This window comes from Vibrio sp. TRT 1302, from assembly GCF_050113875.1.
GTDB lineage: Bacteria > Pseudomonadota > Gammaproteobacteria > Enterobacterales > Vibrionaceae > Vibrio.
In genome coordinates this window covers 1-16,413 of sequence record NZ_JBNJOF010000029.1, presented here as the reverse complement: position 1 = coordinate 16,413, position 16,413 = coordinate 1, and the positions used below count along the sequence as shown (strand labels likewise).

19 protein-coding genes are annotated in these 16,413 nt (G+C 46.0%); 15 read left to right on the top strand and 4 right to left on the bottom strand.

Features of this window, described 5'->3' with window-relative positions; all coding sequences use genetic code 11:
- Nucleotide 1: 1 nt before the first annotated feature.
- Nucleotides 2–364, bottom strand: a complete 363-nt coding sequence (gene flgB, locus ACQEXP_RS20010) for a flagellar basal body rod protein FlgB (protein ID WP_269376192.1) — start codon at nt 362–364, stop codon at nt 2–4.
- 77 nt (nt 365–441) lie between these two features.
- Here flgB and flgA point away from each other — a divergent pair, with 77 nt between their 5' ends.
- The 13 genes from flgA (at nt 442) to ACQEXP_RS19945 (ending at nt 10,832) form a co-directional block, all read left to right on the top strand.
- Complete coding sequence (gene flgA, locus ACQEXP_RS20005; RefSeq protein WP_426971353.1) at nt 442–1,239, top strand: flagellar basal body P-ring formation chaperone FlgA; 798 nt, start codon at nt 442–444, stop codon at nt 1,237–1,239.
- A 147-nt stretch (nt 1,240–1,386) separates the two neighbouring features.
- Complete coding sequence (gene flgM, locus ACQEXP_RS20000; protein WP_269376194.1) at nt 1,387–1,668, top strand: flagellar biosynthesis anti-sigma factor FlgM; 282 nt, start codon at nt 1,387–1,389, stop codon at nt 1,666–1,668.
- Nucleotides 1,669–1,684: 16 nt separating this feature from the next.
- Complete coding sequence (gene flgN / locus ACQEXP_RS19995) at nt 1,685–2,125, top strand: flagellar export chaperone FlgN (RefSeq protein WP_426971352.1); 441 nt, start codon at nt 1,685–1,687, stop codon at nt 2,123–2,125.
- Entirely contained in the window at nt 2,118–2,819 is a 702-nt protein-coding gene (locus ACQEXP_RS19990; RefSeq protein WP_426971351.1) for a lytic transglycosylase domain-containing protein, read from the top strand. Before flgN ends, ACQEXP_RS19990 begins: the two co-directional genes overlap by 8 nt.
- A 157-nt stretch (nt 2,820–2,976) precedes the next feature.
- A complete protein-coding gene (rsxA, locus tag ACQEXP_RS19985; RefSeq protein WP_006878603.1) occupies nt 2,977–3,558 on the top strand; it encodes an electron transport complex subunit RsxA in 582 nt (193 codons plus the stop codon).
- Complete coding sequence (gene rsxB / locus ACQEXP_RS19980; RefSeq protein ID WP_138973624.1) at nt 3,558–4,142, top strand: electron transport complex subunit RsxB; 585 nt, start codon at nt 3,558–3,560, stop codon at nt 4,140–4,142. Before rsxA ends, rsxB begins: the two co-directional genes overlap by 1 nt.
- Nucleotides 4,143–4,150: 8 nt before the next feature.
- Entirely contained in the window at nt 4,151–6,775 is a 2,625-nt protein-coding gene (gene rsxC, locus ACQEXP_RS19975) for an electron transport complex subunit RsxC (RefSeq protein WP_426971350.1), read from the top strand.
- On the top strand, nt 6,775–7,821 hold the full coding sequence (rsxD, locus tag ACQEXP_RS19970; RefSeq protein ID WP_426971349.1) for an electron transport complex subunit RsxD: 1,047 nt from the start codon (nt 6,775–6,777) through the stop codon (nt 7,819–7,821). Before rsxC ends, rsxD begins: the two co-directional genes overlap by 1 nt.
- A gap of 9 nt (nt 7,822–7,830) precedes the next feature.
- On the top strand, nt 7,831–8,466 hold the full coding sequence (gene rsxG, locus ACQEXP_RS19965) for an electron transport complex subunit RsxG (protein WP_269376197.1): 636 nt from the start codon (nt 7,831–7,833) through the stop codon (nt 8,464–8,466).
- A complete protein-coding gene (locus ACQEXP_RS19960) occupies nt 8,459–9,151 on the top strand; it encodes an electron transport complex subunit E (protein ID WP_138973628.1) in 693 nt (230 codons plus the stop codon). Before rsxG ends, ACQEXP_RS19960 begins: the two co-directional genes overlap by 8 nt.
- A 55-nt stretch (nt 9,152–9,206) precedes the next feature.
- Nucleotides 9,207–9,848, top strand: coding sequence for an endonuclease III (gene nth / locus ACQEXP_RS19955; RefSeq protein ID WP_269376199.1), 642 nt, complete (start codon nt 9,207–9,209; stop codon nt 9,846–9,848).
- A 12-nt stretch (nt 9,849–9,860) separates the two neighbouring features.
- The gene (gloA, locus tag ACQEXP_RS19950; RefSeq protein WP_269376200.1) at nt 9,861–10,277 is read left to right on the top strand and encodes a lactoylglutathione lyase; all 417 of its coding nucleotides are present in this window, start codon (nt 9,861–9,863) and stop codon (nt 10,275–10,277) included.
- Nucleotides 10,278–10,394: 117 nt separating this feature from the next.
- A complete protein-coding gene (locus ACQEXP_RS19945; RefSeq protein WP_426971348.1) occupies nt 10,395–10,832 on the top strand; it encodes a DUF2753 domain-containing protein in 438 nt (145 codons plus the stop codon).
- Nucleotides 10,833–10,896: 64 nt separating this feature from the next.
- Here the strand turns inward: ACQEXP_RS19945 and motY are convergent, their stop codons facing one another.
- Nucleotides 10,897–11,742 (bottom strand): flagellar protein MotY, encoded by an 846-nt coding sequence (gene motY / locus ACQEXP_RS19940; protein ID WP_269376241.1) that lies wholly within the window; start codon nt 11,740–11,742, stop codon nt 10,897–10,899.
- Nucleotides 11,743–11,978: 236 nt separating this feature from the next.
- Between motY and rnt the strand changes: the two genes are divergently transcribed.
- Together rnt and ACQEXP_RS19930 are read left to right on the top strand one after the other, a co-directional pair.
- Nucleotides 11,979–12,638 (top strand): ribonuclease T, encoded by a 660-nt coding sequence (gene rnt, locus ACQEXP_RS19935; RefSeq protein ID WP_269376202.1) that lies wholly within the window; start codon nt 11,979–11,981, stop codon nt 12,636–12,638.
- A gap of 28 nt (nt 12,639–12,666) precedes the next feature.
- Entirely contained in the window at nt 12,667–13,992 is a 1,326-nt protein-coding gene (locus ACQEXP_RS19930; RefSeq protein WP_426953231.1) for a Na+/H+ antiporter family protein, read from the top strand.
- Between the two features lie 279 nt (nt 13,993–14,271).
- Here ACQEXP_RS19930 and ACQEXP_RS19925 read toward each other — a convergent pair whose 3' ends face one another.
- Together ACQEXP_RS19925 and ACQEXP_RS19920 are read right to left on the bottom strand one after the other, a co-directional pair.
- The gene (locus tag ACQEXP_RS19925; protein WP_426971347.1) at nt 14,272–14,778 is read right to left on the bottom strand and encodes an ankyrin repeat domain-containing protein; all 507 of its coding nucleotides are present in this window, start codon (nt 14,776–14,778) and stop codon (nt 14,272–14,274) included.
- A gap of 3 nt (nt 14,779–14,781) precedes the next feature.
- On the bottom strand, nt 14,782–16,413 hold a 1,632-nt coding region (locus ACQEXP_RS19920), incomplete at its 5' end, for an S-type pyocin domain-containing protein (protein WP_426971346.1).

Here is a 16,413-nt window from a genome sequence, read left to right as displayed (position 1 = left end):
ATTAACGTCCCTCAATCACTTTCGCCAAACCTTTAAATTTCATGTTGAGAAAAGTCAGGCTGGTCTGAAAGTCCATGTTGTTTTGGGTGAATTTTCCTTGTTCAACGCCAAGCTCAACGGTGTTGCCATCTTTGCTGTTTTGATAAGGAATCGAATACTGCGAAGAAATCTGCAATTGGGGCACAGGTTTGTGTACACCTTGAGGCGAGATTTGATTCATAACCGTAGTAAAACTGAGGTCCTTAGCCAGATACCCAGGGGTGTCAACATTTGCTAGGTTACTAGCAAGGACTTTGGTACGCTGAACCCGAAAATTCAGCGCGTCAGGATGAACTCCTAACGCATTTTCAAACGAGATAGCCATGCATTTTTCCTTACAGTCGGCTCGAACGAGAAGGAATAAAACAAGATGCATGCCATAAAAATAAACAAATAAAATCAATGATTTATAAAAAAGAAAGGAAATCCAACTTCCGCTTTACGGAAGTGACGAAATGGATGAGGAACAGATTTACTTCCCCTTACGCCACCACCTTGATGGCGACGCTTATTTTGATTGCACCTAAAGTCAGCGGCGCAGAAGATTTGATGACGGAACAAGCGCTAAAGCGTGCAGTTAGCGAACAGTTTCTACATCAAATTTCCTTGATAGCAGAACAGAAACAGTGGCAAAACTACCATCTGGCCACGGATATCCGCGTACCCAGTGCCGTCAATCATTTACCGACTTGCCCCAATGCGTTAATCATTGAGGCGGGTGACAGTAACATCCTACCAATAGGCAACTTGAAACGTTCCGTCAGTTGCCAATCAGCGACCGTCGATTGGCGAATTAACGTAACAATTAAGTCGGCACTAACACTGAATGTTGTGGTGGCAAAAACGGCCATCAACCGTGATGAGTCAATCACATCCTCGCAGCTCGCACTTGAGCAACGTACCTTAAATCGTGAGCAGGATTTCTATACCCAACTCGATCAGGTCAACTCTAAAATCGCAACGCGACGTATCCGTTCAGGGCAAATCGTCGATGGTCGAAAGCTGCAATCTCCCGCGTTGGTGGAAAAAGGCAACCAAGTCGTGATCACTGCGACTAAGGATGGATTTAGTGCCAGCACCAAAGGTGTCGCACTTGAACAAGGGGCGTATGGGCAACAAATCGATGTTCGTAACAGTTCATCGGGTAAAGAGATTAAAGCGGTGGTGACAGGGATAAATCAGGTCGAGACTCAATTCTAAATTTGGACTGAGGTTATCATTTTAGAGATCTGTTACTCGTAAATAGGTTCCTAATTCAGGTAGTTATAAAAAGTTTCTAATTAAATTTAATTTTGCTGCGCACTGGTCGCATTAAACCTGTAACCAAGATGATTTAGGACTTACAGCATGAAAATCGATAAAGTGGCAGGCGGCCATGTCCCACAAACCAGCTTGAACCAATCTGCAAAAAAAACCGCTGAAACATCAACGATTTCAGTGAATCATGATGCGGTGGTTAACGTGAATACCGCAGCGCTCGACAAGGCACAAGCACAACTAGCAAGCTTGCCTGATGTTGATATCGCCAAAGTTGAGATGGTACGTAATGCTCTCGCTAAAGGTGAGTTAACGCTAAATACCAAAGCTTTATCTCAAGCCGTTTTACAATTCCACACTGGTCACGAATAAACATCACGAGGAATAGATGATGGCAACAAATACCTCTCAAGTTATTCAAGGTTTTCTTCGTACCCTTGGTGAGGATATTCGTCTCTATCGTCAGTTAGCCGTTCTTCTTCAGGCACAAAAACATGTGTATCTGACCTTCGATGCGACCAGCTTGCAACACAACATTGATCAGCAAGCGCCACTGCTTAAACAGTTAGAGCATCATGCAAATATACGGAGTCAGGCCATGAAAACACTTGGTCTGACCGCCGATCAACAAGGTGTTGAACGGCTGTTTAAGGTTCTGCCCGCTCAACTGGCAAAACAGATTAACCAGCAGTGGTTAACCTTGCAGTCATTGGTCGATCAATGCCAGCAATATAATCATGAAAACGGGGCAAGCTCAGCGAGTTTTCATGAGCTGATTAGTCAACTCAAACGCCCCGCTTCACACACCTATGCGGAAAGGATTGAATAAAATTTCAGCGTTATCCGATTGCGGACTCAACCGCATCGTTTTCTTGCTCCTTGCGCTATCATGGTGGGCTTCAGTCACTCACGCCGCCCCTTTACCCGCTCAGGTCGCTAATGAAACAGCGGTACTTTTACCCTATCAAGCGCAGATTCAAGCCCGACTCAACGCTAACCGATCACTGATCAAAACGATATCGCAACAGTTGAAAAACCATGAGTTACCTACTCTGTTGGTCTTGCTGCCAATGCTGGAATCCTCCTTTAATCCAAAGGCCATTTCTCATGCTAATGCGGCCGGATTATGGCAACTTATTCCCGCTACCGCGCAACGATTTGGGCTAGAAGTCAGTCAACAAAACGACCAACGTTTCGACTTAGAGGCAAGTACCGATGCGGCCATTCAGTATCTTCGATTTCTACATAACAAATTTGACGATCTTGCCTTAACCATCGCTGCCTATAACGCGGGAGAGGGACGAGTCGCACGCGCAATAAAACGGGCACAAAGCAGAGAGTTTTCTAAACTAACGCTCCCTGCCGAAACCGTTCAGTATGTAAGCCGTTTTTACGCTTTGATCGAGCTGATTGAAGTACAAGAACTGACCAAGGATGAGAGACAAACGCTATTTTTATTTGGCGATAACCCTCATCAACCTCTGATCGATCTATCGCCACTTCCACCCCTAATCACTCTGTAAACTCGATTTTTTGCCTTTACGCCAGCAATTTACCCACAAATGATTCAATATCCCGTATAATTTTTACTCAACAATAGAAAACCTTATCTTTCGTTGGTTGTTATTGGACAAGCAAAGCAGGATAATGTCGGGATCGGAATTTCAACACTATATAATTATGACCGAATATCTTTTGTTGTTGGTTGGCACTGTGCTGGTCAACAACTTTGTACTGGTGAAGTTTCTGGGTTTATGTCCATTCATGGGCGTGTCGAAAAAGCTAGAAACAGCAATTGGAATGGGGTTAGCGACTACGTTCGTTTTAACCTTAGCGTCAGTGTGTGCGTATCTCGTGGAGAGCTACATCCTTGACCCGCTCAATCTGCAATACCTAAGAACCATGAGTTTCATTCTGGTTATTGCAGTCGTTGTGCAGTTCACTGAGATGGTAGTGCACAAAACCAGCCCAACACTTTATCGCCTGCTTGGTATCTTTTTACCCCTGATCACCACCAACTGTGCGGTGTTAGGTGTCGCTCTGTTAAACATCAATGAAAACCACAACTTTATTGAATCGATCATTTACGGCTTTGGTGCTGCGGTTGGTTTCTCACTGGTTCTGATTTTGTTTGCCTCTATGCGTGAACGAATTGCAGCGGCCGATGTACCTATGCCTTTCAAAGGTGCCTCGATCGCAATGATTACCGCAGGACTGATGTCGCTTGCCTTCATGGGCTTTACAGGTTTGGTGAAGTTGTAATGAGCTCAATATTAATCGCGATTATAGCCATTGCTGTGCTGGCGGCGGTATTTGGTGCCGTGCTTGGTTTTGCTTCGATTCGCTTCAAAGTAGAAGCCGATCCTATTGTCGATCAAATAGATAGCATTCTCCCTCAAACCCAGTGTGGTCAGTGTGGTTACCCTGGTTGTCGCCCTTACGCAGAAGCCATCGCCAATGGTGATGACATCAACAAATGTCCTCCAGGCGGCCAAGCGACAATAGAAAAACTGGCTGATCTAATGGGAGTGGAAGCGACAGACTCTGCTCATGATCTTGAGAATGCGGTAAAAACCGTCGCCTTTATCCATGAAGATATGTGTATCGGCTGTACTAAGTGTATTCAAGCGTGCCCTGTTGACGCTATTGTCGGCGGCACAAAAGCGCTGCACACAGTCATTAAGGATGAATGTACTGGCTGTGACCTTTGTGTCGCACCGTGCCCAACTGACTGTATTGAAATGATCCCTGTAGAAACGACTACAGCGAGCTGGAAGTGGCAGATGGACGCCATTCCTGTTGTTGATATTACCGATTCTGCGCCGGCGCAGAAAAGTGTGAATTAAGGACTGGCATGTTGTCACTAATCGAAAAAATCAAATCAGGTGCACTTTGGAGCTTCCCTGGTGGCGTACACCCAGCGGAAAACAAAGCTCAATCTGTCTCGCTGCCGCTGAGTCGCGCATCCGTTCCGGCACAAATTATCCTGCCTATCAAACAGCACATAGGTAAGCCGGGCAACCTTGCAGTTGAGGTTGGAGCTAAGGTTCTCAAAGGCCAGCCACTCACCAAGTATGACTCCAGCTTTATGTTGCCTGTTCACGCGCCAACCTCAGGTACTGTGGTGGCGATTGAACCACGAACCACCGCGCATCCTTCGGGTTTAAGCGAAGTTTGTATCGTTATCGAGCCGGACTTCACAGACCAGTGGCAAGAACGCGAGGCTTGGCCTGATTTCGCTCAGCGAACGCCAGATGAACTGATTGAAAAGATCCGTCAGGCGGGTGTTTCTGGCATGGGTGGCGCAGGTTTCCCGACGGCTAAGAAAATTCAATCTGGACTTGCTCGTACTGAAATCTTAATCATCAATGCCGCTGAATGTGAACCTTACATTACCGCCGATGATGTACTGATGCGTGAGCATGCAGATGAAATCATCAAAGGCATTGAAATTGTTGAACATATTCTAAAACCGAAACTGACCGTGATCGGGATTGAGGATAATAAACCTCAAGCAGTTGCGGCCCTTCAGCAAGCCGCCGAAGATAAAGATATTGTCATCCGTGTTATTCCGACCAAATACCCTTCTGGTGGTGAAAAACAGTTAATCAAGATTCTGACCAACAAAGAAGTTCCTAATGGCGGTATCCCAGCAGATATCGGCATCTTGGTACAGAACGTAGGTTCACTTCAGGCAATCAAACGAGCCGTGTGTGATGGTGAAGCATTGGTTGAGCGTGTCGTGACGTTAACTGGTGATACCTTCAAGCAGCCAAGAAACGTCTGGGCTTTGATCGGAACCCCAGTTCAGGCTTTGTTAGATGAATTTGGCTACAAAGCTGATAAGAAGCTGCCGCGTTTGATCATGGGTGGACCGATGATGGGCTTTACCTTGCCTCACGCACAGGTTCCTATCACTAAGACATCGAACTGTATTCTGGCACCAACACGCAAAGAAATTTCGCCAAATCAATATGAGATGGCGTGTATTCGTTGTGGTCAGTGTGCGGAAGCTTGTCCTGCCTCACTTCTTCCTCAGCAATTGGTCTGGCACGCCAAGGCGGAAGAGTACGACAAGTGTGAAGAGCAAAATATTAAGGATTGTATTGAATGTGGTGCTTGTGCTTTTGTCTGCCCAAGTGAAATACCTCTGGTTCAATATTACCGCCAAGCTAAAGCCGAAATTCGTACTCGCAAAGAAGAATCTGAAGCGGCCGAACGCGCCAGAATTCGCTTTGAAGAGAAGAAGGCTCGTCTTGAAAGAGACAAAGCTCAACGTGAAAATCGCTTTAAGAAAGCGGCTGAAGATCGTCGTAAAGAGATGAAAAACAGCGGCGAAGATGATGCCATTGCGGCTGCCATTGCTCGCGTAAAAGCTCAGAAATCTGCTAACGCTGAAGAAGGTCAAGCGGTCAAACCTGCTGTGGCTGCTGCCATTGCCAAAGCGAAAGCTAAGCAAGCGGCCGCCCAACAACAAGGTAAATCTGAGCCTGACAACAGCGAAATGGCAAAACTGCGTGAAGAGCGTAAACGTCAAGCCCGTGAACGCAAAGCCGAAAAATCACAGCACGTGGAAGGCGCATCAGAAGATAAAAAGGATGCCGTTGCTGCGGCGATCGCAAGAGCGAAAGCTCGTAAGGCAGAGCAAGCCGAATCTTCGTCGAATGACACGCCTGTGAGCGATAAAAAAGACGCGGTTGCTGCGGCTATCGCTCGTGCTAAAGCGCGTAAGGCGCAGCAAGACAATGTCGAAGCTGACAAGCCTGCACCAGATGAATCTGCCGATGCGGGTGATGCGAAGAAAGCCGCCGTTGCGGCCGCTATCGCTCGTGCTAAAGCACGTAAGGCACAGCAAGACAATGTCGAAGCTGACAAGCCTGCACCAGATGAATCTGCTGATGCGGGTGATGCGAAGAAAGCCGCCGTTGCGGCCGCTATCGCTCGAGCTAAAGCGCGTAAGGCGCAGCAAGACAATGGCGAAGCTGACAAGCCTGCACAAGATGAATCTACCGATGCGGGTGATGCGAAGAAAGCCGCCGTTGCGGCCGCTATCGCTCGAGCTAAAGCGCGTAAGGCACAGCAAGACAATGTCGAAGCTGACAAGCCTGCACCAGATGAATCTGCCGATGCGGGTGATGCGAAGAAAGCCGCCGTTGCGGCCGCTATCGCTCGTGCTAAAGCGCGTAAGGCGCAGCAAGACAATGTCGAAGCTGACAAGCCTGCACAAGATGAATCTGCCGATGCGGGTGATGCGAAGAAAGCCGCCGTTGCGGCCGCTATCGCTCGAGCTAAAGCGCGTAAGGCACAGCAAAACAATGCTGAGACTGAGCTGCCATCTGAAACGACACCAGAACCATCTCAGGAAAGCACGACGACCGAGCAAGATCCTAAGAAGGCAGCGGTTGCCGCGGCTATTGCCCGAGCTAAAGCTCGTAAAGCACAACAAGAACAACAAAAACAATTTGAGGAGAAAGAGTAGTGGCCTTTTTTATTGCCAGCTCACCCCATGCGCACAGTCGTAGAAGCACTCCTGATCTTATGAAATGGGTCGCGCTTTGCGCCCTGCCCGGTTTGGCTGCCCAAACGTACTTCTTTGGTTGGGGAACCATCATCCAATTGATGATGGCAATTGTGATTGGTTTATCGCTAGAAGCCTTGGTGATGGTCGCTCGAAAACGCCATCCTATGTCTGCCTTGAGAGACAACAGTGCGCTAGTCACGGCTTGGCTACTAGCCATCGCGATTCCACCGTTGTCTCCTTGGTGGGTGATCACTATTGGCCTTATCTTTGCCATCATCATTGCAAAACATTTGTACGGTGGCATCGGTCAAAATCTGTTTAACCCAGCGATGGTTGCTTACGTTGTACTGCTGATTTCATTCCCAGTGCAGATGACCAGTTGGATCTCTCCAGCCGAGTTACAAGCCACACCGATCTCCGGTGGTGATGCATTATCGCTGATTTTTACAGGCCTAAATTTAGAAGGGCTGTCACTACAACAAATTCGCAGTGGCATTGATGGTATTACCATGGCGACGCCACTTGATGCCTTTAAAACTTCGCTTTTAGCTGGTCACACGAGCAGCGAAGCTTTGAGTCAGCCTCAATTTAGTGGTCTTGCTGGCATTGGTTGGGAGTGGGTTAACCTCGCCTATCTCGCTGGTGGACTACTGCTAATTAAACTCAGAGTCATTAATTGGCACATCCCAGTCGGTTTTCTGGTCGGTTTAACACTAATCAGCAGCCTATTTGCGTTGTTTATGCCTGGCACAACCGCTTCGCCTATCGTACATCTGTTATCTGGTGCAACCATGGTCGGTGCCTTCTTTATCGCGACCGATCCCGTTTCAGCGTCAACAACCGTTAAGGGGCGTCTCATCTTCGGTGCTTTTATCGGTGCTATGGTGTTTATTATTCGTAGTTGGGGTGGATTCCCTGATGGTGTGGCGTTCGCAGTACTGCTTGGCAACATGTGTGTGCCTCTGATCGATTACTACACCAAACCAAGAACTTATGGGCATTAAGGTTACGTCATGTTAAACGCTATTCGAAAAAATGGTGCCGTACTGGCTATTTTTGCCTGCGCTTCTACAGGTGTGGTGGCACTGACAAACTATCTGACTAAAGATCAGATAAACTTGCAGCAACAGAAACAATTGCTATCAGTACTCAATCAGGTGATCCCTCACGACCTGCACGATAATGAGCTCTATAAGGCCTGTACGCTGGTCAATAGCCCACTTCTGGGTACTGATGCTGACATGCCTGTATACATGGCGACACTGAATGGTCAACCTTCCGCTATGGCAATTGAAGCTATCGCCCCCGATGGCTATAACGGAGCGATTAAGATCATCGTCGGTATCAAACAGGATGGTACGATTTCGGGCACTCGTGTTCTTAGCCATCAAGAAACACCTGGGCTTGGCGATAAAATTGATCTGCGCATCAGCGACTGGATTTTAGGGTTTGCGGGTAAATCTTTGACTGATAGTAATCAAGCCGATTGGAAAGTTCGCAAAGATGGCGGTCAATTTGATCAATTTACCGGTGCAACCATTACACCACGAGCCGTTGTGAAAGCGGTCAAAAAGACGGCTGAGTACGTCAATACTCACCGAGATCAAATACTGGCTCAACCACTAACATGTGGAGGCAACAATGAGTGATCATAAAACACTGATTAAGAACGGCATGTGGGATAACAACCCTGCATTAGTTCAACTTCTTGGCCTGTGCCCACTGTTGGCGGTCTCTTCTACCGTGACCAACGCACTTGGACTCGGAATCGCAACGCTATTGGTACTGGTTGGCTCAAACGTTACCGTATCATTAGTTCGTGATTACGTACCTAAAGAGGTACGTATTCCGGTATTTGTGATGATCATTGCCGCATTGGTGACTTGCGTGCAGTTGTTGATGAACGCGTATGCTTATGGTTTATACCTATCACTTGGCATCTTCATCCCTTTGATTGTGACCAACTGTATCATCATTGGTCGCGCTGAGGCTTTTGCGTCGAAAAACGACGTTCTACCCTCTGCACAAGATGGCTTTTGGATGGGCTTAGGCATGACGAGTGTACTCGTGGTATTGGGTGCTATGCGTGAGATCATCGGTAACGGCACTCTATTTGATGGTGCAGATTTGCTATTGGGTGAATGGGCAACATCTTTACGCATAGAAATTTTCCACTTCGATAACAGCTTCCTACTGGCGCTGTTACCACCAGGTGCCTTCATCGGCGTGGGACTACTGATCGCAGCGAAAAACGTCATCGACAAACAAGTCCAAGCTCGTCAGCCAAAACAACAAAAACAGACGATTGAACGAGCTCGCGTAACCAACCAATAAAAAAACCGCGCATTCATTTAACCGCGTGGAATAAAACACTGGAAAGCAGCCTCAAATGAACAAAGAGAAACGAATACTAATACTGGAACGCTTGAGGGAAGATAACCCTAACCCTCAAACAGAGCTCAACTGGAGCACACCCTTTGAGCTTTTGATTGCCGTTCTGTTATCAGCACAAGCAACGGATGTCAGTGTCAACAAAGCCACAGACAAGCTCTATCCGGTTGCAAACACGCCACAAGGGCTGCTCGATCTCGGTGTTGATGGCGTCAAGGAGTACATTAAGACCATCGGTCTGTTCAACTCCAAAGCCGAAAATGTTATCAAGACTTGTAAGATCTTAATCGAACAGCACGGCGGCGAAGTACCTGAAAATAGAGAAGCGTTAGAAGCACTGCCAGGGGTGGGACGAAAGACCGCTAACGTCGTTCTCAATACCGCGTTTGGCTGGCCAACAATTGCTGTCGACACTCATATCTTCCGCGTTGCTAACCGTACCAAGCTCGCGATGGGGAAAAACGTTGACCAAGTGGAAGAGAAGCTACTCAAAGTTGTGCCTAAAGAATTCAAACTCGATGTTCACCATTGGTTAATCCTCCATGGTCGCTACACTTGTGTAGCACGCAAACCACGTTGTGGCAGCTGTATCATAGAAGACCTTTGTGAATTTAAAGAAAAAGTATATCCAGAAAACTAGGAGAGCATAACAATGTCAAATGGACGCATCTTACACACGATGCTTCGTGTTGGTGACTTAGATAAATCAATCAAGTTTTACACTGAAGTAATGGGCATGCAGCTACTTCGTACTAATGAAAATAAAGAGTACGAATACACGCTAGCCTTCATTGGCTTTGGTGACGAATCTCAAGGCGCTGTCATTGAGCTGACCTACAACTGGGGAACGACGGAATACGACCTAGGAACAGCGTTTGGACACATTGCTATCGGTGTCGACGACATTTACTCAACTTGCGATGCGATCAAAGCCGCAGGTGGCAATGTGACTCGTGAACCTGGCCCTGTTAAAGGCGGTACAACGCATATCGCATTTGTTAAAGACCCAGACGGTTACATGATCGAGCTGATCCAAAACAAGCAAGCCTCTGCGGGTTTAGAAGGCTAAAACGCCCCAGCATCACATCAAGCATTAGGACAGCAACACGTTGTCCTAATTTTTAGACTTTACTTGATAATGATTATCACTTAATCTCTAACTGTTCGCACCGAGGAGATTGATAACATGGGCATTACTGAATGGGAGAAGCATACCTTGCTGGCTGATCTAGCCATGAGTGATGATGACCATCTACGTGGCATACTTCATTACCAACAAGCGCTCACTCTGAGTGAGCGTATTAGCGAGCAAGACGAGGTCGATGTCGAAGATCGTTTGATGATTTCAGTGGTATCGTGCCATAACATGGCGATGTTTTGGCGCAATATTGGCGACGAGAAATATGAACTGAAGTATCTTCAACTTGCATCAGAAAAAGTACTGACTCTTGTCCCACAATGCCCGAATACCCAGTGCGATGCTTTCATTGACTCGATGGGATGCTGCAAGAAAGCCCTGATCGAATTTATGAAAAGGCACCCTAATCCAAACATCGCTAAATTGGTGCAAGATATTGATACTGCTACCAATTGTAATCTGATCGCCAAATTCAGATTAAACTGATTTGGTGCCCTCAATGAAAAAGCCAGCGATATGCTGGCTTTTAGCTATTGAGTTACTCAGCGGTTTATACCTGAGTACGACCCAAGGATATAACGACACGGCGGTTTCTGTCTTTGCCAATTGGCGATGAGTTATCGTCAATCGGTCGACGTTTACCATAACCTTGAACCCGGATACGATCTTCCGGCAAGCCTAACGACTTAAAGTACTCTTGCAACACTTCTGCACGTCGTTCCGATAAGTTTTGGCTCGAACTCTTACTATCATCAGCATCGGTATAGGTTGAAACGAGCACTAAATCGATATCTTGGTTGTGCTTAATATATTCAGCAATTTGCGCCAAGCGTTTCTGTGACTGTTTATTTAGTTCTACGCTAGTACGGTCATAGTGAAGAATAGTAAATGCGATATCTTCGAAGCTGTAAGGCAGTAAATTGGCAATACAATCACTAAAGACATTGTAAGAACGTTGGAAAAGCACCGATGAGAGTGCAACCTCAATTCTTTCGTCGCGGCTACGCCATTCCTGATAACTGAATGTCGGGTATCGCCCCTTCTCTAACTCACCCAGAATATTCCACGCAGTTTGTCCGCCAACATAGCCATCAAACTGTTGGAAAAAGCGGATGTTGGTTATCCGGTCGGCACCTTCTCCTGGTCGCCACGCTGGAGGCATAGAAACAAGGCTAACATCACGAGTTTGCCCCATAGGGCGTTTCATCTTAAGCTCAAAGTCGAGATTGATTTTCTTACTGGCATAAGAAGAAAACACCGCATCACCGTAATTGGGGATAGGATGTACGAGTCGACATTCCAATGGTGTATTGGCAACCATTTGCCACGTCGATTGCTGAGGCGTTGCAACATACTGCTTATCCAATGCATACGCTTGGGCAGTAAACGCTGTCATGGACAAGGCTAAACTGGTTGCAAACAACTTCTTCATACAATACTTCTTCTCTTAACTGAACTCTGGCGAGGTGGCTTTTGCCGCTCGATCGCCCGCGACAAATACAATGCAAAAATCTAGCCAACACATTTGTATAGTACAAATTTCCAATGTTTCTTTTTCAATCAGCATTAACGGTTTTTCTTGCTGAAAGAATCTGCAATAATGCCTGCCCTGTCACATAATACGAAGCACACATGACTATAGAAAACGAAGCATTGACGCTAAAAAAACGATTCCGTGGTTACTTTCCCGTCGTTATTGACGTGGAGACTGCGGGATTCAACGCCAAAACAGATGCCCTACTGGAAATCTGCGCCGTTACTCTAAAGATGGACGAAAACGGCGATCTTGTCCCCGCGTCAACCATTCATTTTCATGTCGAACCTTTTGAGGGCGCTAACATTGAAAAAGAAGCGCTCGACTTTAATGGGATTCGCGATCCGTATAGTCCGCTGCGTGGTGCTGTGACAGAAGACCATGCTCTCAAGGAAATCTACAAGCTTGTGCGCAAGGAACAAAAAGCTGCAGATTGTAGTCGCGCCATCATGGTCGCTCACAATGCAACTTTCGATCACAATTTCGTGATGGAAGCGAGTGAGCGCTGCAAGCTAAAGCGTGTCCCATTTCATCCCTTCGCGACCTTTGATACTGCAACCCTAAGTGGTTTGGCCTACGGTCAGACTGTTTTGGCTAAAGCGTGCAAAACGGCTGGGATGGAATTTGACAATAAAGAAGCCCACTCAGCTCTATACGATACTCAAAAAACGGCTGAGCTCTTTTGCGGCATTGTCAATAAATGGAAAGCTCTTGGTGGCTGGCCACTCGTTGCATCGGATGCCGAAACAATAAAATAAAAATGTAAACACAACTTACGAGTAAATTATGAACCCTGTTGTCATTTCTGTATGTGTCATGCTTGCTTTAGCACTGATGCGAGTCAATGTCGTGGTCGCACTGACATTCAGTGCTATCGTCGGTGGCTTGGTTTCAGGTATGGAACTGAATCAAGCTATCTCTGCATTTGAAAGTGGTCTAGGTGGTGGCGCTACCATCGCTCTAAGCTACGCAATGCTCGGTACTTTTGCTGTTGCTATCTCTCGCTCTGGAATCACAGACCTGCTAGCAAATAGCGTGATTAAACGTATTCACGGTAAAGAAAACGCATCGGCGTCAACTGGCCTGAAGTACGCGGTACTGGTTGCATTAGTTTTGGTGACTATGTCATCACAAAACATTATTCCTGTTCACATCGCCTTTATCCCAATTCTTATTCCACCTCTACTAGGCGTGTTTGCCAAGCTAAACCTCGATCGTCGTATGATTGCTTGTGTGCTGACGTTTGGTCTCGTCACACCATACATGGTGCTGCCGATTGGTTTTGGCGGTATCTTCCTCAACAACATTCTGCTGAAAAACTTGCACGAAAACGGCCTAGAAAGCGTCGTTGCAAGCCAAGTGCCTGTCGCTATGCTACTTCCTGCCGCTGGTATGGTGTTTGGTCTTGTTACTGCGATTTTCTTTAGCTATCGCAAGCCTCGTCAGTACAAAGAAACTGAGCTGACTCATGTTGAAGAAGGTCCAAAGGAGATCAATAAGAAAAACGTATTGGTTGCCGCTGTCGGTATTGTTGCCGCCCTTAGCGTTCAGCTTTCAACGGGTTCTATGATTATTGGTGGCCTTGCTGGCTTTATGGTGTTTACTTTCGGCGGTGTGATTGCGTGGAAAGAAACCCATGACGTGTTCACTAAAGGTGTTCACATGATGGCAATGATCGGCTTTATCATGATTGCAGCGGCAGGTTTTGCCGCAGTGATGAAACAAACAGGCGGTGTTGAATCTCTTGTTGAAGCACTTTCAACCAGTATTGGTGATAACAAACCTATGGCAGCACTACTGATGCTTGTTGTTGGTCTGTTGGTAACAATGGGGATTGGCTCATCATTCTCAACCATTCCAATTCTTGCCACTATTTACGTACCACTCGCGGCGGCTTTCGGCTTCTCACCGATGGCCACTATCGCACTTGTTGGTACCGCTGCGGCTTTGGGTGACGCTGGCTCTCCGGCTTCTGATTCAACCTTAGGCCCAACATCTGGTCTTAATGCTGATGGTCAACACGAACATATCTGGGAAACTGTGGTACCAACCTTTATCCACTACAATATCCCACTGATTGTATTTGGTTGGATTGCGGCAATGGTGCTCTAGTCTCCAAAAAGCAAGCAACAAAAAAACCAGCAATAGTGCGTAATGCCGATTAGTTAAAACTCAAATGATCGGTTTAACGAACCATTCAAAGTGTCAAAATCCGAGTGTAGTCTATGCATTCGGATTTTTTATGTTTTTAAGACAGGTACTTAACCAAGTACACCAATTCTCAGCAGAGCAACTGTCGGGTTCATCTGATTTGCTTTATCCAGAGCTTATTTACCAGCGTTTGTAAGATACGGGAATTACGTCTTATCGATAGGCTTATTTATGCTCTAGCTAATATTGTTTAAATAGTTCATAGATACTAGGTTCAATATCAGCTAAAACATCTAACATTTGACGGACTGTTTTACCGTCTTCAATATCTTTGTCTGGATTAGCTCCTGCTTCCAGTAGAATCTTACAAACATTATAAACGCACGGTTTTCGATCAAAACACATTCTTAGAGCACTAACACCACGATTATTTTCATGCTCAAGTAACTTATCTGCACCATTTTCCAGCAGCAAAGATATGCCATCAACATTCCTTTGTCTTACCGCATAAATTAACGGTGTATTCCCATAACTATCGATAGCATTAACATCCAGTCCTTGGTCAAGAAGGAATTGAATCGACTGAATTGGGGCTTTCTCTTTAATATCCATAAAGATATGGTGAAAATAAGTCCATTTTTCCAAGATAGTAACCTCAGAGATGTCCCCTCCTTGATCAATTAACTTTTTAGCATAATTGATATCACCATCTAGAACAGCATCAAACAATTCTTCCTCAATGTTCATATATTAATTCCTACTCTTTAAAAATTTTTTCATATGACGCTTAATTCCTCTCAAATCATCTATACCAGGCTTTTCATTAACGTGGCTTAAGTTTGTTTTTGCATCTTCGATTTGGTAGTAATCAGGCCGTGAGTTTACAAAGTCATTAAGTTCTTCTTGTGACATGCCAAGCTCTTCTGCTGCCTTAATCACTCTCCTATTTTCCAGTCCCTGCTTATGTCCGTAGTGCCAATCTGAAAAAACGTTACCCTTCTCATCAGTAAAGTTACCATTACTGTCTCTATATGCATTAGCTTCTATCTGCCTTTTTGTTTCAGTTCGTAAAGATGGACGTTGCATCGTAGGCTTAGGCTCACCTGTAGGCGCGAATTGCCCAAGCTCATTTCTCGGTTGATTGTGATGATAAACCACATAAAGCGGTGCAATACCCGATTTGTCTGGAAACACCAAAATCGCATCACGCCAATCTTTCTCTTCTGGTATTGGCGTGACGGTGGTGGTCGTTTCGTCAGAATGGATTGGGGTGACAAGGATATCTTCTACCTCAAATCCATTATCTTGACTTGGAGTACTCTGCCAACTTGGGTCACCATTGCCTGTCGGTGTCCAATAAATAATGGGGCCTTCATCTTCTAGTTGGACTGAATACTGGTTCTCATCGCCCTCTGTGACGTATTTAACCGGAATACGCGTATCATCCACATGGTAGGCTTTGACATGTGGATAGTATTCACCTTCATTTGGTTGCGTGATTTGAGCGCGTATTCGACTTTGAACGGTACTAAGCTGCCTTAATTCTGTGTCACTATATTGAGTCCCATCAGCCAATAAAGATTGTTGCAAAACAAATAGTGCGCTGATCCCTTCTACTTTCCAGCGGTAACTGTCAATTAATTTATCTTTTAAGGTCCCCACCAGATTTTCTAACTCAATAACGGAAGAGTGGCCATGTTCAGTTGCTGATTGTCCTGCCACTGACGCACTTGTGCCCATCGCCATTTGAGCTTGCGTCGCTTGAATGACCATGGGATTTGCATACGATTGTCCAAAAAAGAATGCCCAAGGGCCAAAGTTTTGAATTGGCTCTTCCTCAACTCCCGCCTCAATACACCCCTTTGGTTGTAGGCAGGATTTCGCAAAGACTTTGTCTAGCGTAACCTCTTTCAGATTGAGGACCGGAATATCTTTTTCTATCAACCGCTTATGATTAATCGCTTTAATCTCTGTACCGGCAAGATAAGGATCGCTGAATTTATAGAAGACATTTGCCGGTTGATTCACGGTTTCTGGCTTGGCCGGAGGCTCTGCGTACACCTTTGGCTTTTCGTTCTCTATTTCGCTTGGTTGATTGACTCGTAGTGCATGACCGACTGCGAGTGACATTGGATCTGCATCATACTGTGGATTAAGTTCCAACAAAGCTTTTGGTGCTAAACCATACTGCTTGGCAATCTTCATCCACGTTTCTCGCATACCCGTTTCGAGATCGGTTTGAACGATATGCTTAACGGGCTGAGATTGTGGTTCGGCTGTTTTTTCCGTTTCAGTTCGTTTAATGATGGGTTGTTTTGTTGCCTCAAGTAACTGAGGCACATCTAATTTCACCCCATGCTCGTTCAACCACTCCTCGCTCAA